The organism is Streptomyces sp. NPDC002845, from assembly GCF_053591955.1.
Window position 1 is genome coordinate 38,418 of the sequence record NZ_JBSFUU010000058.1, and the last position, 23,574, is coordinate 61,991.

24 protein-coding genes and 4 pseudogenes are annotated in these 23,574 nt (G+C 69.1%); 23 read left to right on the top strand and 5 right to left on the bottom strand.

Annotated elements, in window-relative coordinates; translation table 11 throughout:
* Positions 1–99: 99 nt before the first annotated feature.
* The 3 genes and pseudogenes from ACWD3C_RS33170 to ACWD3C_RS33180 form a co-directional block, all read right to left on the bottom strand.
* Entirely contained in the window at positions 100–477 is a 378-nt protein-coding gene (locus ACWD3C_RS33170; protein WP_451149875.1) for a hypothetical protein, read from the bottom strand.
* 658 nt (positions 478–1,135) lie between these two features.
* A pseudogene (locus tag ACWD3C_RS33175) lies at positions 1,136–1,439 on the bottom strand (PIN domain-containing protein); the annotation flags it as partial.
* A gap of 53 nt (positions 1,440–1,492) precedes the next feature.
* A complete protein-coding gene (locus tag ACWD3C_RS33180) occupies positions 1,493–1,930 on the bottom strand; it encodes a MarR family winged helix-turn-helix transcriptional regulator (protein WP_451149876.1) in 438 nt (145 codons plus the stop codon).
* Positions 1,931–2,054: 124 nt separating this feature from the next.
* On the opposite strand from ACWD3C_RS33180, the gene ACWD3C_RS33185 reads away from it, so the two are divergent.
* The 13 genes from ACWD3C_RS33185 to ACWD3C_RS33245 all read left to right on the top strand — a co-directional run bounded on the left by ACWD3C_RS33185 (position 2,055) and on the right by ACWD3C_RS33245 (position 12,678).
* Positions 2,055–2,558, top strand: coding sequence for an allene oxide cyclase barrel-like domain-containing protein (locus tag ACWD3C_RS33185; protein WP_451149877.1), 504 nt, complete (start codon positions 2,055–2,057; stop codon positions 2,556–2,558).
* Positions 2,559–2,617: 59 nt separating this feature from the next.
* Complete coding sequence (locus ACWD3C_RS33190; protein ID WP_451149878.1) at positions 2,618–3,268, top strand: NAD(P)-dependent oxidoreductase; 651 nt, start codon at positions 2,618–2,620, stop codon at positions 3,266–3,268.
* A gap of 174 nt (positions 3,269–3,442) precedes the next feature.
* Positions 3,443–3,934 (top strand): hypothetical protein, encoded by a 492-nt coding sequence (locus ACWD3C_RS33195; RefSeq protein ID WP_451149879.1) that lies wholly within the window; start codon positions 3,443–3,445, stop codon positions 3,932–3,934.
* A 7-nt stretch (positions 3,935–3,941) separates the two neighbouring features.
* Positions 3,942–4,472, top strand: coding sequence for a MarR family winged helix-turn-helix transcriptional regulator (locus ACWD3C_RS33200; RefSeq protein WP_451149880.1), 531 nt, complete (start codon positions 3,942–3,944; stop codon positions 4,470–4,472).
* Between the two features lie 188 nt (positions 4,473–4,660).
* Positions 4,661–5,281 carry a DsbA family protein gene (locus ACWD3C_RS33205; RefSeq protein WP_451149881.1) on the top strand — a complete coding sequence of 207 codons (621 nt, stop codon included), beginning with the start codon at positions 4,661–4,663 and terminating at the stop codon, positions 5,279–5,281.
* Between the two features lie 47 nt (positions 5,282–5,328).
* Positions 5,329–6,135 carry an MBL fold metallo-hydrolase gene (locus ACWD3C_RS33210; RefSeq protein WP_451149882.1) on the top strand — a complete coding sequence of 269 codons (807 nt, stop codon included), beginning with the start codon at positions 5,329–5,331 and terminating at the stop codon, positions 6,133–6,135.
* 5 nt (positions 6,136–6,140) lie between these two features.
* On the top strand, positions 6,141–6,560 hold the full coding sequence (locus ACWD3C_RS33215) for a nuclear transport factor 2 family protein (RefSeq protein ID WP_451149883.1): 420 nt from the start codon (positions 6,141–6,143) through the stop codon (positions 6,558–6,560).
* Between the two features lie 423 nt (positions 6,561–6,983).
* Positions 6,984–7,925: an MBL fold metallo-hydrolase gene (locus ACWD3C_RS33220; protein WP_451149884.1), complete on the top strand. Its 942-nt coding sequence runs from the start codon at positions 6,984–6,986 to the stop codon at positions 7,923–7,925.
* Between the two features lie 585 nt (positions 7,926–8,510).
* The gene (locus ACWD3C_RS33225) at positions 8,511–8,783 is read left to right on the top strand and encodes an SgcJ/EcaC family oxidoreductase (protein ID WP_451149897.1); all 273 of its coding nucleotides are present in this window, start codon (positions 8,511–8,513) and stop codon (positions 8,781–8,783) included.
* Between the two features lie 10 nt (positions 8,784–8,793).
* Positions 8,794–9,441: an HD domain-containing protein gene (locus tag ACWD3C_RS33230; RefSeq protein WP_451149885.1), complete on the top strand. Its 648-nt coding sequence runs from the start codon at positions 8,794–8,796 to the stop codon at positions 9,439–9,441.
* A 115-nt stretch (positions 9,442–9,556) separates the two neighbouring features.
* Positions 9,557–9,922, top strand: a complete 366-nt coding sequence (locus tag ACWD3C_RS33235) for a hypothetical protein (RefSeq protein WP_451149886.1) — start codon at positions 9,557–9,559, stop codon at positions 9,920–9,922.
* Positions 9,923–10,608: 686 nt separating this feature from the next.
* A complete protein-coding gene (locus ACWD3C_RS33240; RefSeq protein ID WP_451149887.1) occupies positions 10,609–11,907 on the top strand; it encodes a DUF3533 domain-containing protein in 1,299 nt (432 codons plus the stop codon).
* Positions 11,908–12,108: 201 nt separating this feature from the next.
* Positions 12,109–12,678, top strand: coding sequence for a TetR/AcrR family transcriptional regulator (locus ACWD3C_RS33245; RefSeq protein WP_451149888.1), 570 nt, complete (start codon positions 12,109–12,111; stop codon positions 12,676–12,678).
* 83 nt (positions 12,679–12,761) lie between these two features.
* Here the strand turns inward: ACWD3C_RS33245 and ACWD3C_RS33250 are convergent.
* Positions 12,762–13,285, bottom strand: a pseudogene (locus tag ACWD3C_RS33250) (TetR/AcrR family transcriptional regulator).
* Here ACWD3C_RS33250 and ACWD3C_RS33255 point away from each other — a divergent pair.
* The 6 genes and pseudogenes from ACWD3C_RS33255 to ACWD3C_RS33280 all read left to right on the top strand — a co-directional run.
* Positions 13,224–13,394 (top strand): hypothetical protein, encoded by a 171-nt coding sequence (locus ACWD3C_RS33255; RefSeq protein ID WP_451149899.1) that lies wholly within the window; start codon positions 13,224–13,226, stop codon positions 13,392–13,394. The pseudogene ACWD3C_RS33250 and the gene ACWD3C_RS33255 sit on opposite strands and share 62 nt — an antisense overlap.
* A 174-nt stretch (positions 13,395–13,568) precedes the next feature.
* Complete coding sequence (locus ACWD3C_RS33260) at positions 13,569–14,447, top strand: alpha/beta fold hydrolase (RefSeq protein ID WP_451149889.1); 879 nt, start codon at positions 13,569–13,571, stop codon at positions 14,445–14,447.
* A gap of 34 nt (positions 14,448–14,481) precedes the next feature.
* Positions 14,482–14,631 (top strand): hypothetical protein, encoded by a 150-nt coding sequence (locus ACWD3C_RS33265; RefSeq protein ID WP_451149890.1) that lies wholly within the window; start codon positions 14,482–14,484, stop codon positions 14,629–14,631.
* A 250-nt stretch (positions 14,632–14,881) separates the two neighbouring features.
* Positions 14,882–15,583, top strand: a complete 702-nt coding sequence (locus ACWD3C_RS33270) for an SDR family oxidoreductase (protein WP_451149891.1) — start codon at positions 14,882–14,884, stop codon at positions 15,581–15,583.
* Between the two features lie 59 nt (positions 15,584–15,642).
* A pseudogene (locus ACWD3C_RS33275) lies at positions 15,643–16,230 on the top strand (alpha/beta fold hydrolase); the annotation flags it as partial.
* A 183-nt stretch (positions 16,231–16,413) separates the two neighbouring features.
* Positions 16,414–17,243: pseudogene (locus tag ACWD3C_RS33280) on the top strand (aldehyde dehydrogenase family protein); the annotation flags it as partial.
* 653 nt (positions 17,244–17,896) lie between these two features.
* On the opposite strand, the gene ACWD3C_RS33285 reads toward ACWD3C_RS33280, so the two are convergent.
* Entirely contained in the window at positions 17,897–20,548 is a 2,652-nt protein-coding gene (locus tag ACWD3C_RS33285; protein WP_451149892.1) for an RICIN domain-containing protein, read from the bottom strand.
* A 300-nt stretch (positions 20,549–20,848) separates the two neighbouring features.
* Between ACWD3C_RS33285 and ACWD3C_RS33290 the strand changes: the two genes are divergently transcribed.
* The 4 genes from ACWD3C_RS33290 to ACWD3C_RS33305 all read left to right on the top strand — a co-directional run bounded on the left by ACWD3C_RS33290 (position 20,849) and on the right by ACWD3C_RS33305 (position 23,011).
* On the top strand, positions 20,849–21,160 hold the full coding sequence (locus tag ACWD3C_RS33290) for a hypothetical protein (RefSeq protein ID WP_451149893.1): 312 nt from the start codon (positions 20,849–20,851) through the stop codon (positions 21,158–21,160).
* On the top strand, positions 21,112–22,038 hold the full coding sequence (locus ACWD3C_RS33295) for a tetratricopeptide repeat protein (protein ID WP_451149898.1): 927 nt from the start codon (positions 21,112–21,114) through the stop codon (positions 22,036–22,038). Before ACWD3C_RS33290 ends, ACWD3C_RS33295 begins: the two co-directional genes overlap by 49 nt.
* Before the next feature lie 272 nt (positions 22,039–22,310).
* Positions 22,311–22,571, top strand: coding sequence for a ribbon-helix-helix domain-containing protein (locus ACWD3C_RS33300; RefSeq protein WP_451149894.1), 261 nt, complete (start codon positions 22,311–22,313; stop codon positions 22,569–22,571).
* A complete protein-coding gene (locus ACWD3C_RS33305; protein ID WP_451149895.1) occupies positions 22,568–23,011 on the top strand; it encodes a PIN domain-containing protein in 444 nt (147 codons plus the stop codon). The genes ACWD3C_RS33300 and ACWD3C_RS33305 overlap by 4 nt, the downstream gene beginning before the upstream one ends.
* The last annotated feature ends 563 nt before the right edge of the window (positions 23,012–23,574 follow it).

A 23,574-nucleotide genomic window follows, 5' to 3' on the forward strand; every position in this document is an offset into this window, starting at 1 on the left:
GCCGCGAGGCGGGCCCCTTCGAGCGCAGCCCCGTGATGCTGCGGTGGTCGTAGGCCCTGCGCCATCGGTTCGCCGACATCCGCGTCACCCGCAGCGGATTCAAATGTCCAGTTGCGCCAGCCGTTTCGCCGCGGCCGGATCGCCCGCATCGGCGCGAGCCCGCAACTCCGCGATCGCAGCCTCATCACCCCGCTCGGCCAGCAGGCTGGCCAACTGCTCTTTCTCCATGAAGGCCCAATCCTCGGGATCGTCCTCATTCAGACGCTCGCAGATGTCCAGCGTGTCCAGGTACTCCGCGTGGAAACCGGCCGGGTTCTGCCGCACCGGGTCCGAAAACGTCCACACCTCCACCGCGCCTGCCAAATCGCCGCGCTCGGCCAGCAGCTCAGCCAGCCGCCTCGTCGTGGGCGAGTCGTCGCCATAGGTTCGGGCCCACAGCCGCAGAGCGCCTTCCCGATCGCCGTGCCTGGCCAGCAACTCCCCCGACCGACCTGCCGCGTTCCGATCTCCGGCATCAGCCCGAGCCCGCAGCTCCGCGATTTGATCCTGGTTCGGCCCACTGCTGCCTGATCGATCTTCCACTACCCGTCACCTCATCCGCGAGCCCGAGGAGCGCCGGCAACGGCACAGCCGTTCTATAGAGCGTAGACACTCCACGGGGCCGAGGCGAGCGTCCAAACGGTTCGTCGAATGACCTCCCACCGAAGCCATGTCCACCTCGCCATGACAGCCCTGATGAGTCGCCGCTTCACCGGCGAGGCCCACCCTGAACGAGCGCGGAACCTGACTGGTACCAAACACGAATCAACGGACCAAACGCTCGGTTAGGGCAGGGGTGTTGACCTGTGGGGATTCGGTCTGCCGGCGCTGTCGCGCGGGCCTGGTCGTAGTGCTGTTGACCGTGGCTGTCCGCTCGTATGGGCACACTGTGGGCACAGCTTCGACGAACGGTGGGCAGGGTGCGTACGGGAACGGGCTCTGCGCCTGGCTCGGCTGGCGCGGGATGCCCAGAGCTCGGTGAGGTCTTCGCGAATGCACAAGCCCTTTCGGTTGCACAAGCCCTTTCGGTGGGGCGCGCCCCTGCTGCGGGATCGGCTGCCGCGCTTCCTTGGGGCAGCCGGCGATCGGCCCTGGCTTACTTGCCGGCTTTTGAGCCGTACCACTGGAGTGCCTGTCCGGTGACGGCGGCGATGCACTCGTAGTCCCGGTCACGGTGCAGGAGGGTCAGTCCCTGCGACTCGGCGGTGGCGGCCACCATGAGGTCGACGGCTCCGGCGCTGCGGTGCTGTCCGCGCTGGGTGAGGATCTCCTGGACCTGCCCGGCGCGGTCGTCGACCGGTACCCATCCGAAGAGCGGGCGCGCGTCCTCGATGCCCTGCACGGTTGGCGGCGGAGCGTGCGCTGTAGAAGAACTCCCGCTCGGTGACGGGGCAGGTGGCATGTGGTTACCCGGGCCCATCCCCCGCTGAGGGTTTGCGCGCCCGCGCGGAACTCACTCGTTCGCGTCGCGGAGCGAGCGCAGGATGCGCTCCAGGTGGCGGCGGTCCTCGGATGAGAGCGGTCCGGTGACGTGGCTGCGGAGATGGGAGACGTGGGCGGTCAGGGCGCGGTCGAGCGCCTCGGTGCCCTTGTCGGTCAGCGCGGCGAGTGCGGCTCGTCGGTCTGCGGGGTCGGGGTCGCGGCGGATCAGCCCCTCCTTCGCCATGCGGTCGGCGAGCCGGGTGAAGCCGCCCGAGCTGAAGGACACGGCCTCCGCCAGGTCCGTCATGCGCAGCCGGTGGCCGGGCGTGCGGCCCAGCCGCAGCAGCACCTCGAACCAGGTGTCCGGAACTCCCAGGTCGCGGTGTACCAGGGGCTTGAGGCGAGCGAACGCCTCCACGAACAGGCCGTAGAGCGTCACGTCGTCGTCATTCAGCAGTTGCTCGTTCACCCCACGATGGTGGCAGAAAGCCGTTAGCGGAAGAAGCTGCCGTTGCGATATCTGCACCGGCAGATATATTGTCTGCGTCGGCAGATACTTTTCCTGTACGCCCTCACAGATGTGGAGCCCGATCATGCGCAAGCGCGTCCTCTCCGCGTTCGGTGTCGCCGCCGCCACGGCCGGCGCCCTCGCCCTCGGCCTGTCCCTGGCGCCCGCTTCGGCGGACGCCGCCCCCGCCTCGCGCGGGCACCGCACGATCACCATCGAGGCCGTCGAGAAGGGCACCGCGATCAACATGGTCGACGTCGCCCCGGCCGACTCCGCCCTCGGCGACCAGCTGATCGGAACCGGCGACCTCATCGGCCGCGACGGCCGCAAGCTGGGTACCAGCAGCTTCGTCGGCGTCTCCACCGACGCCAAGCCGCGCACCGCCGAGCTGCTGACCTTCGTCTACGAGCTGCCCGGCGGCAAGATCACCACAGCCGGCACGGCGAAGCTCTCGGCCTCCGGACCCGTCTTCGACGAGCGGTTCGCCATCACGGGTGGCACCGGCAGGTACAAGGACGCCTCCGGAGAGGTGCGCGTCCTGCAGGAGACGGTGGAGCGGGCGAAGGTCACCTTCGAGATCCAGCGCTGACAACACCCACGAAGCTGACCACACCCACGCATACGAAACGAGTACGAACGGAGTCACCTGTGAAGATCCTCCTGATCGGCGCCACCGGCATGATCGGCTCCCGCATCACGGCGGAAGCGCTCGGCCGCGGCCACGAGGTCACCGCCGCCACCCGCTCGGGCCGTGCGGACGGCCTGCCGGAGCACCAGGCGCTGACCGTCCTCGCCCTGGACGCCACCGTGCCGGGCAAGGTCGCCCACGCCGCCGCCGGACACGACGTCGTCATCTCCGCCGTCTCCCCGCCCCGCGACGGCTCCGACCCGGCCGCCCCGCTGCTGGCGACGTACAAGTCCCTGGCCGAGGGGCTGCGCACCGCGGGCGTACACCGCCTGCTGGTGGTCGGAGGGGCGGGCAGCCTGAAGACCGCCTCGGGCCAGGACCGGGTCGACACCCCGGACTTCCCCGCGATGTACAAGGCCGAGGCGCTCGCCCAGCGCGAGGTGCTGCGCCTGCTGCGCGCCGAGTTGACCGACCTCGACTGGACGTATGTCTCCCCGGCCGACGAGATCGCCCCCGGCGAGCGCACCGGCACCTTCCGCCTCGGCGGCGACGACCTGCTGATCGCGGAGGACGGCACCAGCTTCATCAGTGCCGAGGACTACGCGGTCGCCCTGGTCGACGAGGCCGAGAAGAGCACGGCGATCCGTCGCCGCATCACCGTCGCGTACTGACGGACGTCTCTCGATCGAGGGTGTCCGTTTCGACGTCAGGCCCACCGGCAGTGCCAAGGCGACGCGAGCAGGCCGATGTGAAGCGCCCGCTGCTCTCGCTTCGTCTGCACTGGTGGAGTCACCGGAGTCGCCGAGCTGCGCCGGGAGACGGCCGGCGACCCCTACGTCGCCGCCATGGCCGTGCTCGCCCACGCCGCCGCGCTGCGCCGGATGCTGCAGCGCTCCCGAGATGCCCAGGAACAGGCCGAGCAGGCGAAGGAGGCCCAGCAGGACGCCGAAGGCGCGGCGACCGCCGTGGGCGAGGCACTTCAGTGGGCCGCCGACGGGGACGACGAGGACGGCACCGTGCCGACCCGGCGCCACCGACGCATACGGCGGGCGCCGACGACCGCCGAGGCCACTGCGCGGCAGACCGCGCGGGCCCTCACGGCGGCGGCTCGGTACGAGGCAGGGCCCGGCGGAGTCACCCGGCAGGTGTGGGCCGAGTTGTGCGCCCTGGCGCTGCTGGATCAGGCCCGCCACGCGGGACGTGACGTCTTCGGCATCCGACGACGAGATCCAGATCTTCCGCTTCCCGGCCTGTCCGTGCGCCTGGGCGGTGCGTTCTGGCAGCCCGTGCCGGACGTGTTCCGGCAAGGTGAGCGCCCAAGGCCGCACGAGGCATGATCGGTGGATGCGTGGTGTGGAGGAGCAGTCGGGAGGTGGGGACGTGGAAGAGCCGACGGAGATCTCGTCGCCGAAGGAGGCCGCGGACAATGCGCTGGTGCTGGCGTTCGGGCGGTTGCAGGGGGCGGCGAACCGGCTGGAGTACATCCTCGGGCGGTCGCTGGATCTGGAGTGCGGCATCAGCCATCTGATGTTCGAGGTGCTGCTCATCCTCGGGCGGGCGGGCGATCCCGGGCTGTCGATGCGGGCCATCGCCCAGGAGCAGGTGCTGACCACAGGAGGGGCGACGCGTCTGGTGGACCGGATGGAGGCGGCCGGGCTGGTGGAGCGCGCCGAGGATCCCGGTGACAGGCGCGGGCGGCTGGTACGGCTGACCCGGTTGGGGGAGGAGACCACTGTGCGGGCGTCCCGGGTGCACGTGGAGAACATCCGGCGTTACTTCCTGGCGCCGCTGCCGCCCGAGGACCGGGAGCGGTTCGCCGAGGACCTGAGGATCCTGAGCCACTCCGCCCGGGACGAGCTGCCCCGCCTGCCCTGAACGGCCCCTCCGGGCTGCGGCCGTGGGGCTTCACTGGTGCGCTCACAGCGCTCACGGCATGCACTGACAGCGGGTTTGCCGGTGTGGCCGTCGTCACATCGACGAGGGAATGCCTGACGAGTCAGTTACTGTTTTCTCAGACGAACCGCTCGCATTCGGCGGGCGCCACACCTTTGCTGGGACCTTCGATGAAGCTCGTCTACGTCTTCGACGCCTACTGCGGCTGGTCGCACGGGTTCTCCGGAACTCTGCGCGAGGCCGTCTCCCGTCATCCCGAGCTGCCGGTCGAGGTGGTCTCCGGCGGTCTGTTCACCGGGCCACGCCGGGTGCCCATCCGCGAGTTCGGCTACGTCCGGGGCGCCAACGCCCAGATCGCCGAGCTGACCGGCGCCGAGTTCGGCGAGGGCTACGAGCGGCTGATCGCCGACGGATCGTTCGTGATGGACTCCGAGGCCGCCGCGCGCGGCGTCGTCGCCCTGCGCCGGGTGGCCCCCGACCGGGCGGCGGAACTGGCCGGCGCCCTCCAGCGGGCCTTCTACGTCGACGGCCTCAGCCTCTCCGACCCCGCGACCTACCGGAAGGTCGCCGAGGAGGCCGGTCTGGACGCCGACGCCGTCGTCGCCGCCTTCGACGCGCCCGAGGCGCACAACGCGGCGGCGGACGACTTCCACCACTCCGCCGAGCTGGGCGTCACCGGCTTCCCCACGCTCCTCGCCGTCGACGGCGACCGAGTGGTCGCCCTGGCCCATGGCCACGCCACCGCCGACGAGATCGCCCGGCGACTGGCCGCCCTGACCACCGAGCCCTGACCACCGCCCCCCCCACTCACTGAATTCCATCCCCCAGGAGGCCCCGCGTGAGCACCCTGTCCTTCAAGATCCTCGACCTCAACTTCCCGGCCGGCAGCAAGAACAAGACCGCCACGCTCGTCACCGGTGAGCAGGAGGCCCTGCTGGTCGACGCCGCCTTCACCCGGGCCGACGGTCACCGCCTGGCCGCCGAGATCCTCGACTCGGGCAAGAAGCTGACCACCGTGTTCGTCAGCCATGGCGACCCGGACTTCTACTTCGGCGCCGAGGTCATCGCCGACGCCTTCCCCGACGCCACGTTCGTCGCCACCCCGATCGTCATCGAGCACATCAAGCACTCCTACGAGGGCAAGCTCAAGGCGTGGGAGGCCCTCGGCCCGAACCTGCCCACCCGCCTGGTCGAACTCACCCCGCTGACCGGCGACCTCACCCTCGAAGGCCACCGCTTCGAGCTCAAGGGCGGCCCGGCCGGCCTGCCCGACCGCCACTACCTGTGGCAGGCCGAGCACCGCGCCCTCCTCGGAGGCGTCCTGCTCTTCCAGCAGGAGCACGTCTGGGTCGCCGACACCCCCACCCCCGAGCACCGCTCCGTCTGGATCGAGCTGCTGGACGAGATGGCCTCCCTTCAGCCGGAGCTGGTCGTCCCCGGCCACCGCCTGCCCGGCACGGCGGCCGACGCCTCAGCCATCACCGCCACCCGCGACTACCTCGTCGCCTTCGAGGAGGAGCTCGGCAAGGCGGCCGACGGCGCCGCGCTGACCGCAGCGCTCGTCAAGCGTTACCCCGACAACGGCATGCTGATCGCCGCCCAGATCGGGGCGAAGGTCGCCAAGGGCGAGATGAAGTGGGGCTGAGTGTCATGACGTACGAGCACACCGACTTCGCGACCTCCACGGCCCCGGCCGACGTGGTCCGCCGCCAGTACCTGGCTTCCGCGGCCGGCGACCTGGAGGCCCTGCGCGCCACCCTCGCCCCGGACGTGGAGTGGAAGGAGATGGCAGGCTTCCCTCTCGCCGGCACCTACCGCACTCCCGACGGGGTCACCTCCCACGTCATGGAGCAGCTGGGCAAGGAGTGGGACGGCTGGACCGCGCACGACGACACCTATGTCGTCGACGGGGAGAACGTCGTCGTCCTCGCCCGCTACACCGCCACCAACAAGGCCACCGGCAAGCCGATCAACGTGCGCGTCGCCCACCACTTCGTGGTCCGCGGCGGCCTGATCGTCCGCTTCGAGCAGTTCGTCGACACCGCCCTCGTCCGCGACGCCATGACGTAGTCGGGGCAGCACCTCACAGGCGAACTCACACAAGCCGGGAAGACGGTGAGGTCCACCGTCGGCAACAGCACCGTCTTCCTCAACACCTCCGCCGCCGAGGTCAGCGGCCCGCGCGACGAAACCGTCGCCGGGACGGCGACCGGCGCGGCGACCGGCACTGCGGAGGAAACGCGCCCGCACGTCGCCGGAATCGCTCCCCGGCGCTTTCCTGGTCCGCCCGGCGGAGGCAGCCGGGGCCGACCGTCGTCGTGCGATGAACGTCGCCACCGCGATCATCCACGCCCTCCGGACGTACGCGCGCCCGGAGGCGCTGGTGGCCGTACCGCACACCAGCACCACCGCGAAAACGTGAGAGGCCGACACGCGGCACCTTCTCCCGTGCGCCCTCACACCCACCATCAACAGGGAGCAACAGACATGTCCATGAGCAGGCGTCACCTCCTCGCGGCAGGCTCGCTCACGGCCGCCGGGATCGGCCTGGGCCTCACCCCGGCCAGCGCGTCGGCCACCCCGCTCGCCGACGGACACGGAGCCGGACATCACAAGGAAAAGCACCCCAGGGGCAAGCTCGACTTCAAGGTCCTCGACCTGGACTTCCCGGTCGGCAGCAAGAACAAGACAGCCACTCTGGTCACGGGCGAGCGTGAGGCGCTGCTGGTCGACACCGGGTTCACCCGGGCCGACGGTCACCGGCTGGCGGCCGAGGTGCTGGACTCGGGCAAGAAGCTGACCACCGTGTTCGTCAGCCATGGGGACCCGGACTTCTACTTCGGCGCCGAGGTCCTGGCCGACGCCTTCCCCGACGCCAGGTTCGTCGCCACCCGGCCGGTCATCAAGCACATACGGCGCACCTTTGAGAGCAAGCTCAAGACGTGGGCCGACCTCGGGGCCAACCTGCCCACCCGCCTGGTAAAGATCAAGCCTCTGACCCGTGGTCTCGCCCTGGAAGGTCACCGCTTCGAACTCCGGGGCGGCTCGGCCCTGCTGCCGGACCGCCACTACCTGTGGCAGCCGGAGCAGCGCGCGATCCTCGGCGGGGTGCTGCTGTTCCAGAAGCAGCATGTGTGGGTCGCGGACACCCCCACCCCGGAGATCCGCGCTGCCTGGATCAAGCTGCTGGACGAGATGGCCGCCCTCAACCCGCAGCTGGTCGTGCCCGGTCACCGCCTGCCCGGTACCCCCGCGGACTCCTCCGCCATCACCGCCACCCGCGAGTACCTGCTCGTCTTCGAGGAGGAGCTGGCCAAGGCCGCCGACGGCGCCGCGCTGACCGCGGCGCTCGTCAAGCGCTACCCGGACTACGGCATGGTCATCGCCGCCGAGATCGGCGCCAAGGTCGCCAAGGGCGAGATGACATGGGAGTGACGACTGCGAAGTACCGGAACACCGGCTTCGCGATGCACTCTCGGCCGGCTTCGTCAGGAGGCGTCGGCCGGGGACGGCACGCCGAAGAGCCTCCAGAGGATCAATTACCGAGAAGCGGCGACCAGTTGGCCATGACGCCCCTGTCCGAGCCGCCCATGTCGGAGGCGGACCCCAGCGGTCTCCCCACCGTATTAGGTCTGCCCACCGTATTAATGGACAACGAAACCCTCGACGAGTTCCTCACCGCTGCGATCGGCGAGTACCAGCTCATCACTCCCGAGGCCCCGCCCCGCTCCCCTGCTTCGCGCTCCTCCTCGGCTCCGCCGAGCGCGGCACGCTCCACATCGAGCGCGTGGTCTTCGCCCGCAACGCGCGCACCTCGGACCCGGCGGCCCGCCATGAGTTCCGCGAGGCGATCGTCCCCCGGTTCGGACCCTCGTACGAGAACGAGCACCGGGCCTGGTGGGTCGACTCACGCGACCTGCTCAAGGCCGTCCATGAGGCCGAGTCACTCGGCCTGGAGGTGCTCGGCTGGACTGCGACTTCACCACCGTACGAGGCGACAAGCCGTCCGGCCGCGCGGGCATCGAGGCGGGGCACGCCCAGCTGTTCCGTACACAGTACGCGGGGACCCGTCTGGACGCCCATGTCCGTGCCGTCCGCTTCCTGCGCTCCGACCTGGCCGCCGTCGAGGCGGAGTCCACGATCCGCGCTGCCGACGGCACCGCACTGGCCACCACTCATGCCCTGGCGGTCGTGGAACGAGCCGAAGGGGCCGAGCGTACGGCGTGGCAGATCGTCGCCTTCCACAACATGCCCCCGGCCACCTCGGTCGCACCCGAGGAGCCCCCACCATAGGGTTACCCCTATGTCTGAAATGTTCGAGAGCTGGAGTCTGCCGGCTACCGACGTGTCGCGTGATGCCTACGACTTGGCTGATCGCCTGGAGCCGGTCTTCCTCTTCAACCACAGCGTGCGCAGTTACCTCTTCGCCCGGGCGCTCGGTCAGCGGCGCGGGATCCACGCGGGCATCGACTACGACGATGAACTGCTCTTCATCGCGTGTGTGCTGCACGACATGGGGCTGACGGAGCAGGGCAATGGGCGGCAACGGTTCGAGGTCGACGGCGCCGACCTCGCCGCGGAGTTCCTGGGCCAGCGCGGCATGAGCAGGGAACGGATCGAGATCGTCTGGGACGCGATCGCCCTGCACACCAGCGGCGGCATCGCCAACCGCAAGCGGCCGGAGGTCGCCCTGGCGCAGGCCGGCATCGTCGCAGACGTGTTCGCCCTAGGCCGCGACGAACTGCCCGTCGGCTTCGCCGACAGCGTCCACCGGAGACTGCCCAGGCTCGGACTCGGTACCGAGTTGGCCGACGCCATCGTCCAGCAGGTCAAAGGCAACCAGCAAAAGCTCGTCACCGGTTCGGCCGTCTCCGACCTGGTGCGGGAAAAGGCGCCGTCGGTGTCCATGCCGACCTGGGACGAGCGGATCACCGCAGGCTGGGGAGAGTGACCACTGCGGCGCTGCGGAGGCCGGGGCGACGGGCGCCATCGCGTTGGGGCAGTCCGGTTCGCCCTGCTTCCCATTCGACGCGCTGGCCTGCACCACGCACAACTACCGTGAGTTCATGAGCGGGTTCACCGACTGGGCGCAGACCGTGGCGGACAGCAAGGACGCCACCGACTACCGCTCCCGGGTCACCGATTCCGAGAGCGCCTCCATGTGGCAGAGCCTGACCTCTCCTCCCGGCTACAAGTCCGGCTACTGCGTGGCCGTCTGCCCCGGTGGCGAAGATGTCCTGGGCCCCTACCTGGACGACCGCAAGACCTTCATGGACACCGTCCTGCGACCGCTCCAGGACAAGAAGGAAACCCTCTACGTCCTGCCGGGTTCACACGCCCAGGAATACGCCCAGCGCCGCTTCCCCCACAAACCCGTCAAGGAAGTCACCGGCGGCTGGCAGCCCCCGACGCAACACCCCGCAGCCTCCTGACCCGGCGCCCTCCGCCCGCTCACCCTGCGCAGAGGTTGTCGCTCATGTCTGCTGCCGACCGCCCACACCCCTACTCGGTCGCCAACGCTCTCGCCGTCGTCGGCGAGAGCGGGAGCGGGAGCCTGCTCGTACTGCGGGAGGTGTTCGCCGCTGTACGGCACTTCGGCCGGACAGCGGCGAACACCGGTATCGGCCGGGACGTGCCGGCCCCGCGGCAAGCCCTGCTCGCCCTGACGGAATGGGGGAACCGCCATAGTCGTCGCCGCGTTCGGGCAGGGCGTATGGCCGCGCGCCCTCACCCACCGTGCGGCTTCGGCCCTGTCGCCGGCAGGGCAGCCTCCCGGCGCCGCTGGGACAGGGGTCAACACCTCGACTTGGAATTTGAAAACCGATCGGTTTACGATGCCTGAAACCGATCGGTTTCTCATGTGGGAACGGTCTGGGTGCGATCTGGGCGCCGTCGCCGACGGCAGCCAGGGCCTCGGCAGGCAGTGAATCCACCCCTTCGATTCCGTGAGCCGTGCTCAAGGGCTCTGGCGGCGAGTGGTGCTCGCCGAGTCAGGAGGTCCACCGGCTCTTCGGCGGCCGTGGGCGCCGAGGGTTGAACGTTCTGAGGGGCGCCGGCCCGCAACGATGCCGTCCGGTCTCCTCCCGATGTGGCTGTGTTGTCGAGACCGGAGTAAGTCATGAGTGGGATTCACCCCTTCCGCGTTCTGCGCGCCAAACCTCTGTGGATCGCCAACGGCGTCATCACAGGCGTACTCGCGCTGCTGTTCACCGTGTTCTACGTCGGTGCCAACATTGATCCGGTCGATCACATGACGAAACTTCCCGTCGGTCTGGTCAACGCCGACAAGGGGGCCGCCGCCGGGGGCGAACAGATCAACCTGGGGGCGCAGATCACCGAGTCGATCAAGAAGTCCGCTGCGAGCGGGGACAAGATCGACTGGAAGGTGATGGACGAGAAGGGGGTGAAGGAGGAGCTCGGCGAGGGCAAGTTGTTCGGCGCGCTCGTCGTCCCCGCCGACTTCACCTCCTCGATCACCGCACTGACCGCCACCGCGACCACCGCGACCCCGGCCCGCCCGACGCTGACGGTGCTGACCAACCAGTCCGCCGGCAGCGTGGGCTCCAGCCTGGCTCGGGCGGCGACGACGGAGGCGGCCGAGAGCGCCTCGCTCCAGATGGGCAAGGAGTTGACCGCGCGGAACGGGGCCGGGCAGGCGAAGCTGCCTGTCGCGGCGCGCGTCCTGCTCGCCGACCCGGCCACCGTCACGGTCGAGGACGGGCACCCGCTCGACTCGCACAGCGGTCTGGGCCTGACGGCGTTCTACTACGCTCTCGTCCTGGTGGTCTGCGGCATGCTCTCCGCCAATGTCATCAACGGTCAGGTGGACCACGCCCTCGGCTACACCCACAACGACATGGGCCCGCTGCGCCTGCACCGCCCGCTGATCCGGGCGACCCGGGTGCAGACCCTCGCCATCAGCAGCACCCTCATGGCCGGCCTGTCCCTGCTGATGGGAACCCTGGTCATGGTGGGCGCGGTCGGCATCATGGGGATGGACGCCGACCACCTGCCGCTGCTGTGGCTGTACTCGGTGTGCGCCATCGCGGTCTCCGGGATCGGTGCGCTCGCTCTCCTTGCCGTCTTCGGCACGCCCGGCATGCTGGTGGTCACGCTGGTCTTCATCGGGATGGCCGTGCCGACGGCCGGCGCCACCACCCCTATCGAGGCGCTACCCGGCTTCTACCGCTTCCTCGCGGAGTTCGAGCCGCTGCGGCAGCTCACCGACGGTCTCCGCTCGATCCTCTACTACGACGCCCAGGCCGACGCGGGCCTGGCCCGGGGGTGGGTGATGATGGCAGTCGGCCTCGCGGCGGCCGCGCTGTTCGGCTTCGGCGTGACCGGTTGGTACGACCGCAAGGGACTGCATCGCATCCCGGTCGAGACGAAGCCCGAGAAGACCGCGGTCCCGGCGTAGCGGAACGTATTCACGCATCGTCCAGGACGGGAGGTGCGCACACTTCGGACTCGGCGACGGCCTTTCCCCCTCAGGGCCGTCGCCGAGCCTCTCTGCGGACTCCAACTGTCCGCTCAACTGCGCGTGGCGCCGAAAACCGTCCCGGCGCACCCTGAAAACCGATCGGTTTTCATTTCCTCCGCATGGAGTTAACCTCGCAGTATGACCACCGAAGTGAAGCCAAGTCCCCGAGCGCGGCTGCTGGAGGCGGCGGCCACGCTCACCTACCGAGACGGTGTCGGCATCGGCGTCGAGGCGCTGTGCAAGGCGGCGGGGGTGTCGAAGCGCTCCATGTACCAGCTGTTCGAGAGCAAGGACGAACTGCTGGCAGCGAGCCTGGAGGAGCGCGCCTCTGCCTACGTGGCGACCCTCCTGCCCCCGGCGGACGACGGCCGGTCACCCTGCGAGCGGATCCTGCACGTCTTCGAGCAGGTGGAGTTGCAGGCGGGTGAGCCCGACTTCCAAGGCTGCCGGTACCTGGCTGTTCAGATCGAGCTCAAGGATCAGAGCCACCCTGCGAGCCGGGTGGCCCACCGGATCAAGGCGAACCTGACGGAGTTTTTCCGTTCCGAGGCCGAACAGGGCGGGGCGAGCGACTCCGACCTGCTGGCCCGGCAGCTCAGCCTGGTCTTCGACGGTGCCAGTGCCCGTGCGGGGATCGGGGCCGACAGGCTGGCAGGGCTTATCACGCCCACTGTGACCACTCTGCTCGATGCGGCAGGCATGCGCTGACACATTCCTTGTCGAGCAGGCCCGGTGACCGACGCTCTCCGGGTTGATGCCCGTCTCCGGCAGCAGGAGCAGCTCCCATGGCTTCACGCCGTTCCTTCCCGGCAATCGGAGGGGAGCCCGATGGCCGTAAGCGTGTTGACGAGCATGCCGTGCGCGAGGAAGGCCGTCGTCTCGTTGGCATCGACGCCCAGCGCCAGATGCACGGTTTCCCAGAGCCTCAACCAGCCGGCCCGGACCAGTTCGCCGATCTGGTCATCACCCTGAGCCTCGGTGGCTGCCACGACGGCGTATCCCTGCATCTGCGTCTGGAGCGTTTCGGGGCGCGCCGAGACCAGCCGCGCGTAAGCGCTCGCCATGGCCTGGAGGGCCTGCTCGCCCTCCTCCACCCCTTGGCCGCCCTCTCGAAAGCCAGGCGGGTGTCTTCCATGTTCCGCGCCAAGGCGGCGACGAAGATCGCCTTCTTGCCCGGAAAGAGCCTGATGAGATACGGCTGCGTGACACCGACCCGCTTGGCGATCGCCTCGGTAGAGGTGCCGTAGTAGCCCTTGAGCGCGAACTCGGCGATCGCCGCGCGGATGACGCTCTCGCGTCTCTCCTGCGCACTCATCCTGTTGCTGCGCATGACGACCTCGCTCCGCACGGTCTTCGCCGAAATCGGCAGCCACCGCGAAGCTCCCGCACCGTACGGCGGGCAGCGACCTGAGTGCAGCTGGTGACATGGCGTGGATCCGATTGATGGTTGACCTTGCGCATGGAAACCGATCGGTTTACCGTAGATGAAACCGGTCGGTTTCTCAATGAGTCCGGGAGCTGGGGCGCGGTCACGGCTCTTCCGGGCGGGCCGTACCCGAATCACCTGTCCGCAGTTCACACATAGGGGAGCCGGCGAGATGCCCAGCCCAGAGTCACGTCCCACGATTCACATTCCAGGGACCACCAGTCACACCATCGTCCCGCGCGCGGGACGCCATGGCCGCGAGGGAACGCTGCGCTACCTCAAAGCGGGCAGCGGCGCTCCCGTGGTCCTGCTGCACACCGTGCGCACGCAGGCCGAGCACTTCCGCTCCCTCATCCCCCTGATCGCGGACCAGTACACCGTGTACGCCCTCGACCTGCCGGGGATGGGCTACTCCGAGATCGTGCCCGGTGCGTCGTACGACGAGCCGGCCATGCGCGCGGGCGTCAAGCGGCTCCTCACCGAACTCGACCTCCACGACGTGACCCTGGTCGGGGAGTCCATGGGGGCGGTGCTCGCCCTGACCACCGCGGCCGACCTGCCCGAGCGGGTACGCCGCGTCGTCGCGGTGAACACGTACGACTTCCCCGGTGGGATCGCCCGGTCGAGTCTTCTCGCCCGTGTGGTGGTCGGCGGTGTTCTCACTCCGGGGGTGGGCCCGGTGGTCGCCGGGGTGGAGCCCAAGGCCGCCTTCCGCAGGATCCTGCAGGGCGGCGTGGGTGACAAGGCCGCTCTGCGGGAGGACTACCTGGACGAGCTCCTCCAGGTGGGCAGGCGTCCCGGCTACCCGGCCGTTGCCCGGGCCGTGTACCAGAACCTGCCCAGCCTCATCGCGGCCCGCTCGCGCTACCCCGAGGCCAAGGCCCCCATCCACCTCGTCTACGGGGAGAAGGACTGGTCCCGGCGGTCGGACCGGGAAGCCAACAAGCAGCTGCTGCCAGCCTCCCATTTCACGCAGGTGCCGGGAGCAGGCCACTTCATCGCTCTGGAACGGCCCGACGTCCTGGCCGACCTGTTGAACGCGGTGGCGTGACCGCCCGACGTCCTGGCACACAAAGGAGCAGCACATGACCGAGATCCAGATCGAGTTCGAAGTTCCGGCTCGTGGTTCTACGTCACCGGCGTCGTCGCCTCGGCGTAACGCACTGCAGAACCTCGTCATGGTTCTTCGCTTCCCGGCCAAGGACTCGGCGGACGGCAGGCGCCCGATCTGGTGAGCGCCGTTACGGCCTCCTTGCGGCCACGTCAGCAGGCGGCCTGGCGGAAGGGCACGCAGGAGGCGCCGATGCTCCGTCGGTCAGTTCGGCGGCGGCCCGGGCGGCCACCTGCTCGCGCAGGACGAGGTTGCCGTGCCGGTCGCTACGCCAGGCCAGTACGACGGGGACAACTGCTCAAGCGACTTGCATGAGGAAACCGATCGGTTTACGATGGTGAAACTGATCGGTTTCCAATTTCCTGGAGGTAGTCGTGACAGCAATCAAGGGCGCCAACGTCTTCGTCACCGGAGGCAGCCGGGGTATCGGCAAGGTGCTGGTCGAGGAGCTCTACGCGCGCGGTGCCGGCAAGGTCTACGCCACGGCCCGTGACCCGCGCTCGGTGACGCACCCCGATGCCGTTCCGGTGGCGCTCGACGTCACCGACCCGGCATCCGTGGCAGCCGCCGCCGAGCAGGCCCAGGACGTCACCATCCTGATCAACAACGCCGGCGCCTCCGTCGGCGCCTCGTACCTCGCCTCCCCGATGGACGACGTGCGCCGGGACCTGGAGACCAACTTCTACGGGCCGCTGCTGGTCACCCGGGCCTTCGCGCCGATCATCGAGCGCAACGGCGGGGGCCACATCCTCAACGTCCACTCCGCCCTGTCCTGGCTGGCCGACGGCACGCCCTACAGCGCCTCCAAGGCCGCCCTGTGGTCGCAGACCAACTCTCTGCGGCTGGAGTTGCAGCCGCGCGGCATCGCGGTGACCGGGCTCCACGTGGCCTACGTGGACACCGACATGACGTCGGGCATCGACGCGCCCAAGGCAGACCCCCGCGACGTCGCCGTGGCCGCGCTCGACGGCATCGAGGCGGGGGCGCACGAGGTACTGGCCGACGACATCACCCGCTGGGTCAAGTCCCAGCTGTCCGCCGACCTCGAAGCCATGTACGCCCAGCTGAAGCAGTAGCACGCACGTATTTCAAGGAGCTCCTCGTAGAAAGTTCGCTCACCCACCGCTTCGTCGACGTGAACGGGGTCAGGCTGCACATCGCCGAGCAGGGGCAGGGGCCGCTGGTCCTGCTGCTGCACGGCTGGCCGGAGAGCTGGTACTCCTGGCGTCACCAGTTCGGGGCGCTGGCGGCGGCCGGGTACCGGGTCGTCGCCCCCGACCAGCGCGGCTACGCCCGCAGCGAGCAGCCGCCGGACGTCACCTCCTACACCCTGCTCCACCTCGTCGGCGACGTGATCGCCCTGATCGAGGAGCTGGGGGAGGAGCAGGCGGTAGCCGTGGGTCACGACTGGGGTGCACCCGTCGCGTGGACCGCGGCGATGCTGCGCCCGGACAAGGTGCGCGCGGTGGCCGGGCTCAGTATTCCGCCCATCCTGCCCGGCGGGATGGTCCCGCCCTCGATCACCCGCACCCTGTACGGCGAGGGCTTCTACCAGGTCTACTTCCAGCAGCCGGGAGTCGCTGACGCGGAGTTCGCCAAGGACATCCCGGACTCCTTGCGCCGCCTCCTGGTCGGCGCCTCGGGTGACAACCCGCTCGGCAGGGAGCCCCGCCCGTTGGTCGTACCCGACGGTCTGGGCCTCCTGGACACCATGCCGGAGTCGCCCGCTCTCCCGGCCTGGCTGACGGAGGAGGACATTCAGGTGTACGCCGAGGACTTCGCCCTGCACGGCGAGCAGGCGTTCACCGGAGCCTTCAACTGGTACCGGAACATCGAACGCAACAACGAACTGCTCGCGCCCTTCCGGGGGCGCGGGATCGACGTCCCCGCGCTGTACGTGGTGGGAGACCGCATTCTCTACACCGGCAACGGCGCGGTGGGACGCATCGTCATGGCTGCCGCGGCCCGCCATCTCACCCCGGTCACCCTGGAGTTGGGTGGCAAGAGCCCCGCTGTCGTCGAACCCGGAGTCGACCTCGCTGCCGCCGCACGCCGCATCGCCTGGGGTAAGTACACCAACGCCGGCCAGACCTGTGTCGCACCCGACTACGTGCTCGCGGTCGGTGAGGCGGGCGCCGACATCGAGTCGCACCTGATCGAGGCGATCCGTGAGATGTACGGTGCCGACCCGGCCCGGAGCGAGGACTTCGGCCGCATCATCAACGAGCGCCACTTCGATCGGCTGGCCGGCCTCCTGGGGGACGGCCGTACTGTCACCGGTGGCGACCACGACCGTGCCACCCGCTACATAGCCCCCACGGTGCTGGCCGACGTCGACCTCGATTCCGCCGTGATGAGCGATGGGATCTTCGGCCCATCCTGCCGATCATCCGCGTCCCCGACCTGGACGCGGCGATCTCCTTCATCAACGAGCGGGACAAGCCGCTGGCTCTGTACGCCTTCACCGCGTCCAAGCGCTCCAAGCGGCGCCTGACGTCGGAGACCTCCTCGGGCGGCCTGGCCTTCGGCGTCCCGACCGCCCACCTCGCCGTGCTCGGCCTGCCCTTCGGCGGCGTCGGCGAGAGCGGCATGGGCAGCGACCACGGCTCGTACTCCCTGGACACCTTCAGCCACACGAAGGCCGTCCTTGACAAGCCCCTCAAGCCGGACACCCTGAGCGTTACCTATCCGCCCTACACCCGCCGCAAGGACCGCATTCTGCGACGGATCACGTGAGCAGGAGCAGCGACGTCTCCCGGGGCTTCATGCGGAGCGGGGACACGCTTCCGCGCTCGCGGACCGTCGCTGCGCTGAACTGCGGCTTTGCATGCGACTTCACGGGTAGCGCATCACTAGTGACCCAGGTCACGCAAAATGCGTCTCGCAATTTGAGACGCCTGGGGTCTGAGGTGCTAAGGCGACCCGTGGGTGGTGTGTTGCTGCGCGCTTTCCCGCGACTTAGGGCACGCGGAGGGCCCGCCACCTCTGGATTGGATTAGACAACAAGCAAACCCCAGGCCATTGACCTGGGGTTTCAATCTGGAGCGGGTGACGAGAATCGAACTCGCGCTCTCAGCTTGGGAAGCGACGGCGCTTGACTGGCTCCAGCCCTCATGGGTGCGAAGATGCACTGTGCCGAAGTTGCTGTTTCGGTCGGATCGCATCTCTGTTGACCGAGGTCGACCGCCCTTACGGGCACGTCAAGGGCACGGAGCCGCGGATGCCGTTTCTCGGAGTTCGTCCTCGGTCGTCGGCCGCGAGTCGGACTCGTGCTTTGCAGGGGCCGTCCCGACAGCCCGGCGTCAGAAGCTCGTGCAGGACGAAGCGAGGTCCCTCAGCCATGGCGGGCCGCAGGCCGTGGTGCCTGCGGCCCCGCTCGGGCGTTGGGGTCAGGACGGGTCGCCGTACTGGAGGCCGCGTCCGTTGGTGCCGACATAGACCCGGCCGTAGGTGTCGGGGTCGCCGGAGATGACGCCGACGCCGCCGATGCTGCCCCACTGGTGGGCGTCGTCGTTGACGCGGAGCCAGGTGGCGCCCTTGTCGGTGGAGCGGAAGACTCCGGTGACGTTCTTGACGGTGCCGATCAGGTACAGGGCCTGGTAGGAGGCGCGCGGCGCGGCCTTGCCGAAGCCGAGGGCCGAGGCGGACTGCACGGCCCTCAGCGTGGTGAAGGTGCGGCCGCCGTCGGTGGAGTGCAGCAGCCCCTTGGCACCGCCGGCGATCCACAGGTCTCCGGCGATGCCGGGGACGGCCGTGAGCTCGCCGCCGGGCAGGTTGGTGGCGCGGGCGGTGAAGGTCGCGCCGCCGTCGGTGCTGGCGTAGAGCGTGCCGCCGGACAGTGAGTAGAAGGTCCTGGCCGAGGAGCGGTCGGCGACGACCACGGCGTCGGTGCCCAGGCCGCTGACCTTCGACCAGCTCGCCCCCTTGTCGGTCGAGCGGTACGGGGCCTGACCGGCCTGGGTCCAGACGATGGTGGAGCCGTCCGCCGCGAGCGCGACATGGCCGGTGTCGGCGCTGTCCACCGGCTCCGCCTTGAAGCCGGTCCAGCTGGTGCCGCCGTCGGTGGAGTAGGCGCCGTCCTTCTCGCCGCCACGGCCGACGCGGACCATCAGCGCGGGGTTGGACTGGGCGAAGTCGATGTCGGTGCTGTTGGTCATCATCGGGTTCTTCAGTCGCCCGGCGGGCACCTTGGTCAGGGAGTCGTGGCGGAAACCGCCCAGGTCGCCCATGGCGGTGACGACGGTGGCGCCGCCGGGCGGGGCGATCGCGTCCAGCAGCGCGGTCTCCTCCAGCCCCCGGGACCCCACGGTCCAGTGGCTGGTGCCGCCGCTGTCGGTGGCGGTGGCGTCCTTGCTGCGCCAGATGCCGCTGCCGGTGCCGTACAGCACGTGCCCGGAGTTGAAGGGGTCGATGGCCAGGGCGGTCATCCAGTGCCCGGTGCCGGTACCGACGTAAGGAGCGGCGGAGGCGTCCCGCACCGACTTCTCGGCCAGTGCCTTCCAGGTCCTGCCGCCGTCGGTGGTCCGGTAGATCTCGTCCTCGGGCCACCAGCGGTCGAGGGTGGTGACCATCACCGTGGACGGCTTCCGCGGGTCGACGGCCAGACCGGAGAACCCGTAGCTGCCCTGGGACGGGGAGACGTTCTTCCACGCCCCGCCGGCCGGCGTGTACTTCCACACCGAACCCGCCGTCACGCCGTTGGGCCCGAGGGCGTTGGTGTATGTCAGGTACAACGAGCCGTCACCGGAGAGCACGCCGTGCTGCGGCATCTGGCCGGTGGGCTGCCCGGAGACGGCCTGCCAGGTGCTGCCGCCGTCGGTGGAGCGGTAGAGGGAGGTGGACTTGTCGGCGACGCCGACGTAGATCGTCTTGCTGTCGGCCGGGCCGTACGTCACGAACGAGATGCCCGCGCCGCTGCTCGCCCCGTCCTTGACGGGGAACGAGGAGACCTGGCTCCATGTCGCGCCGTGGTCGGTGCTGCGCCACAGGCCGTTCTTGCGGGTGCCCAGCAGCAGGGTGCCGTTGTCCGCGGGGTTGATCGCCAGCCGTTCGCCCGCCCCGCGGCCGTCCTCGTTGCCGCCCAGCTTGAAGGGCAGATTGGTGCGCTTGAAGGTGTGGCCCCGGTCGGTGGAACGCAGGATCGCGCCGTTACCGGCCCACTCGTTGGTGTAGGTGCCCGCCGCGAGGTAGAGCCGCTTGGGGTCGATGGGGTCGGTGGCCAGCGCATCGATGCCCAGCAGGTTCCAGTCCTTCTCGCCGATCCAGTCGGTCAGCGGGATCCACTGCTCGGCCGCGGTGTCCCAGCGGTAGGCGCCGCCCATGTCGGTGCGCGCGTACAGCAGACCCTTCTCCCGCTGGTTGAACACCAGCCCGGTGACGTAACCGCCGCCCACCACCTGGGCGTTCTTCCACACATATGGTCCGGCCGCGGCCGTGATCTGCGCCCCGCCGTCCCCGGCCGTCTGGGTCTCGGCCGTTTTCACCAGCTTCCACTGCTGGTTGGTGCTGCCCTTGCCGGGATACTGGATGACTGCCCCGCCGTCGGAAGTGGAGCCTCCGGAGACGTCCAGGACCTGGCCGCTCCTGCGGGAGGTGAAGGTGACGGCGTCGGAACCGCTCACATCGTCGATCCGCCACTCCTGGGAGGTGGAGGAGCTGTCGGTCTGCTGCTCGGCGGCAGCCGCCTGGGCGGTCGAATTGCCCGCTATGCCCAGCACTTTGCCGCTGTTGCGGTTCACCAGCTCGTAGTAGCCGTCCCCGGCGGGTCTCAGCTTCCACTGCTGGTTGGCGGTGTTCTGGTCGGTCCACTGCTGGATGCGGGTGCCGTCGGCGGTGGAGAAGGCGTTGACGTCCAGCACCTTGCCGCTGCGTACGGAGACCAGCCGGTAGTAGGCATTGCCGTCGACCGTCGCGGCCTGCGAGTCCTCCTGCGCGAACAGGAGATACGGCAGGACGATGGCGGGTACGCCGAGCAGCAGGCCGGTCGCGGTCCAGCGACGGCGATGACGCCCGTGGCGCCCGCCGTTCGTGGGGTTGTTCATGGGGAGGCGTTCTCCTTGCATACCGTTCACCAGACGAAGGGGGATCCAGCTACCGATTGGCCGGATCCGACTCCTTGTGGTCACAGGCCACGCAAAGGGTTGCCTTGAGCCGGGAACTTGTTCAGGTCACCTCGTGGTGCGGCAGGCATTGATCAGAGGCCGGGTGACGCTGGTGCCCGTCGTTCGTGTACGGCCGACCGACCCCCGCCGATCGGCGGGGTGGTGGGAGCCGACCGGCGGGGCAACTCCCGTAGCCTGTCGGATGGTTGACCGCGCCCCCGCCTCGGCAACGTTGTCCCAGTGACTGAGATCGAAAGCGCCAAGAAGGCGCCTCCGCGTTCCTTACCCGCACCCGAGTCCGCCACGGCGACGGAACGCCCAGCGCCGATGGCACGGCTGGTCGGGCTGGACCTCGCCCGTGCACTGGCCGTGTTCGGAATGTTCGCCGTGCACGTCGGCCCCTTCCCCACGCCCGGGGGCGGCGTCGGCGACTGGATTCTGGGTCTGGCGAGTGGCCGGGTTTCGGCGCTGTTCGCCAAGCGGAGGCAGACTTCGGTGACGTTCTGCGCACAGCGACGCGGGTCCTCGGTCCGGATCACGAGAACACGTTGACCGCTCGCCACGAATTGGTCCGGATCCGCCTTCAGCGGGGAGACGTCGAGGGCGCGCACACGGAGTTCTCGAGACTCGTTCCGCATCTGACCGTCGTCCTGGGCCCCGAGCATTCGACCACCCTCGCGGCGCGCCACGAACTCGCCGGAGCGCTGCGTGGCCGAGGAAGCCTCACCGAGGCCCGCAGCTCGTTCGAGCAACTGCTCCACGACATGGCGAACGCGCTGGACGACGCCTCTCCCACCACGCTCACCGCCCGCCACGAACTGGCGGACCTGCTGCTCGAACTCGGCGAGGTCGAGCAGGCCTTCGACGAGTTCGAGGCGACTCTCCGCCTGGAAGGACAGACGCTGGGCCACGACCATCCGAGCACGCTGGTCACCCGGCACAACGTCTGCTACGCGTTTCTGCGTCTCGGTCGGTTCGACGAGGCGGAGGCAGAGCTGCGCGACATCCACGCGACGTGGGCCCGTATCGCCCCCCGAGGGCACACGTCCTCCCACCGGGCCCGGGGCACTCTCGCTGGGTTGCTCGCCGCGACGGGAAGGCCCGCCGAGGCCGAGGAACATTTCCGTGCTGCGGCCGAGGCATTGGCAGCAGCGCTTGGTCCCCCTCACCCTGAGACGGTCGACGCCCGCCTGGGCCACGCCGACACCCTTCGTCTGCTCGACAGACACGCCGAGGCCCAGGCCGTGCTGCAGTGTCGTCCTCTGTCCTCGCCTCCCACGGCACCGGCCATCCCAGTCTGCTCTCGGTGCGCCGGCACCTGGCGGACGTGCACTTCGAGCTGGAGCAGGACACCGCCGCCGAGCATCAGCTGCGGCTCTTGGCTGAGGCGCAGAGCGACGTTCTGGGCGCGGGGCACCCTGACACCTTGAGAACCCTCAGTCAGGCGGCGGCGGTCGCTCTCCGTCAGGGCCGGGTCGGCCTAGCCGTTCCTGGTTCATCGCCTACGCGAAGCCCGGAGACCATCCCGCACCGCGGTGGTCGTGGCTGTGATCGTCGGAGACGGTGGGACTGACAAGGGCGGCATCGATGGCGACGGCTTGGCCGCCCCCCCCCATCGCGAGGATGTGATGAAGGCGGTCCTTGACCACTGAAGGCGCTCGACGGGCATACGTCACCCTGGTACATGGACTATGCTTGGTACATGTCCATGAAGCGCACAAACGTCTACGCCGACCCCGAGGACCTGGCGATCATCAAGGAGGCGGCCAAGCGGCGGGGCATAAGCGAGGCCGAAATCATCCGTCAGGGGATTCACCTCGCGGCGATGGCGAACCGGGTCTGGGACGAACCGTTGTTCTCGCGGACGTTCGAGGGGCCCGGGCGGACGCCGTCCAAGACTGAGGTCCGTGACACGGTCGCCGACGCGGTCCGCCGCGAGACGGACTCCGGAACTGCCGCGTGATCATCGTCATCGCTGATACATCCGGCCTCCTGGCCGCTCTCGACTCGACCCACCCGGAGCATAGGGGCGCGAGCGAGTCGATCATGGCGGCCGGTCTCCTGATCATGTCCCCGCTCCTATTGGCGGAACTTGATCACGTGGCCACGCGTGAGTTGGGGCGCGAGGCCGCCCTGAGCGCGGTCGACGACCTGCGGCGCTGGATGAGCCGGGGTCGTGTCGTGATGCCGGAGATCACGGAGGACCACTTGGGTGCCGCCCAGTCCGTCCGAGTCCGCTACTGCGGGCTCGACCTGGACCTCGCCGACGCGGTGAACGTGGCGCTTGCGGCCGACTACGACACTGATGCGATCCTCACCCTCGACCGACGGGACTTCCGGGCCGTACGACCATTGGGCCGCCACAAGGCGTTTCGGGTACTCCCGGACGACCTTCCGCTCTGACGTGAGATCCTCGGCGGCCAAGCGCCTGCGCCCGCAAGGAGTTGTGCCCCCTCTTGTCGAGATGAGCGGTGGGCGTCCGGCGCCGTTCGGGACGGGCAGGCTGAGTGCTCTCACCGCGCGAACCTGCTGATGGTTGACATGAAGTCGCAGGTCAGCGCCGTGCTGCAACGTGAGCGGGCTGCACCCGCAAGGCACTCGTGCCCTCCGCGTGCCCAATCTTCGAGCGCGACACGTGCCAGGAAACGCGGGAGAGCCTCGCTCGCGCAACAGCCCCAGGCCACTGACCTGGGGCTTTGTATGGAGCGGGTGACGAGAATCGAACTCGCGCTCTCAGCTTGGGAAGCTGCGTCACTCTGGGGCTCGTTGGGGCGCTGACCTGGATGAATGGTCGGAAGCAGGTGTCGTCGGGCGCGGCTGCTTTCACCGTGATTCCCCGCTGTTCCCCGCTCGATCTGGTGCGCTTGTGGTGTACTACTGAGGTTGAACTCGCTATGGCGGGTGGGGATCTGACGTTTCATGATTGTTGCGGTATGCCGGAGGTATGCGGTATGCGCAGGGCGGTG

Bases quoted from the DNA above. Each gene is read 5' to 3' on its own strand.
- ACWD3C_RS33240 (WP_451149887.1), top strand. From the start codon at position 10,609: ATGAGTGGGATTCACCCCTTCCGCGTTCTGCGCGCCAAACCTCTGTGG.
- ACWD3C_RS33245 (WP_451149888.1), top strand. From the start codon at position 12,109: ATGACCACCGAAGTGAAGCCAAGTCCCCGAGCGCGGCTGCTGGAGGCG.
- ACWD3C_RS33215 (WP_451149883.1), top strand. From the start codon at position 6,141: ATGACGTACGAGCACACCGACTTCGCGACCTCCACGGCCCCGGCCGAC.
- ACWD3C_RS33200 (WP_451149880.1), top strand. From the start codon at position 3,942: ATGCGTGGTGTGGAGGAGCAGTCGGGAGGTGGGGACGTGGAAGAGCCG.
- ACWD3C_RS33195 (WP_451149879.1), top strand. From the start codon at position 3,443: ATGGCCGTGCTCGCCCACGCCGCCGCGCTGCGCCGGATGCTGCAGCGC.
- ACWD3C_RS33230 (WP_451149885.1), top strand. From the start codon at position 8,794: ATGTCTGAAATGTTCGAGAGCTGGAGTCTGCCGGCTACCGACGTGTCG.
- ACWD3C_RS33205 (WP_451149881.1), top strand. From the start codon at position 4,661: ATGAAGCTCGTCTACGTCTTCGACGCCTACTGCGGCTGGTCGCACGGG.
- ACWD3C_RS33265 (WP_451149890.1), top strand. From the start codon at position 14,482: ATGACCGAGATCCAGATCGAGTTCGAAGTTCCGGCTCGTGGTTCTACG.
- ACWD3C_RS33235 (WP_451149886.1), top strand. From the start codon at position 9,557: ATGAGCGGGTTCACCGACTGGGCGCAGACCGTGGCGGACAGCAAGGAC.
- ACWD3C_RS33260 (WP_451149889.1), top strand. From the start codon at position 13,569: ATGCCCAGCCCAGAGTCACGTCCCACGATTCACATTCCAGGGACCACC.
- ACWD3C_RS33220 (WP_451149884.1), top strand. From the start codon at position 6,984: ATGAGCAGGCGTCACCTCCTCGCGGCAGGCTCGCTCACGGCCGCCGGG.
- ACWD3C_RS33185 (WP_451149877.1), top strand. From the start codon at position 2,055: ATGCGCAAGCGCGTCCTCTCCGCGTTCGGTGTCGCCGCCGCCACGGCC.
- ACWD3C_RS33300 (WP_451149894.1), top strand. From the start codon at position 22,311: ATGTCCATGAAGCGCACAAACGTCTACGCCGACCCCGAGGACCTGGCG.
- ACWD3C_RS33285 (WP_451149892.1), bottom strand. From the start codon at position 20,548: ATGAACAACCCCACGAACGGCGGGCGCCACGGGCGTCATCGCCGTCGC.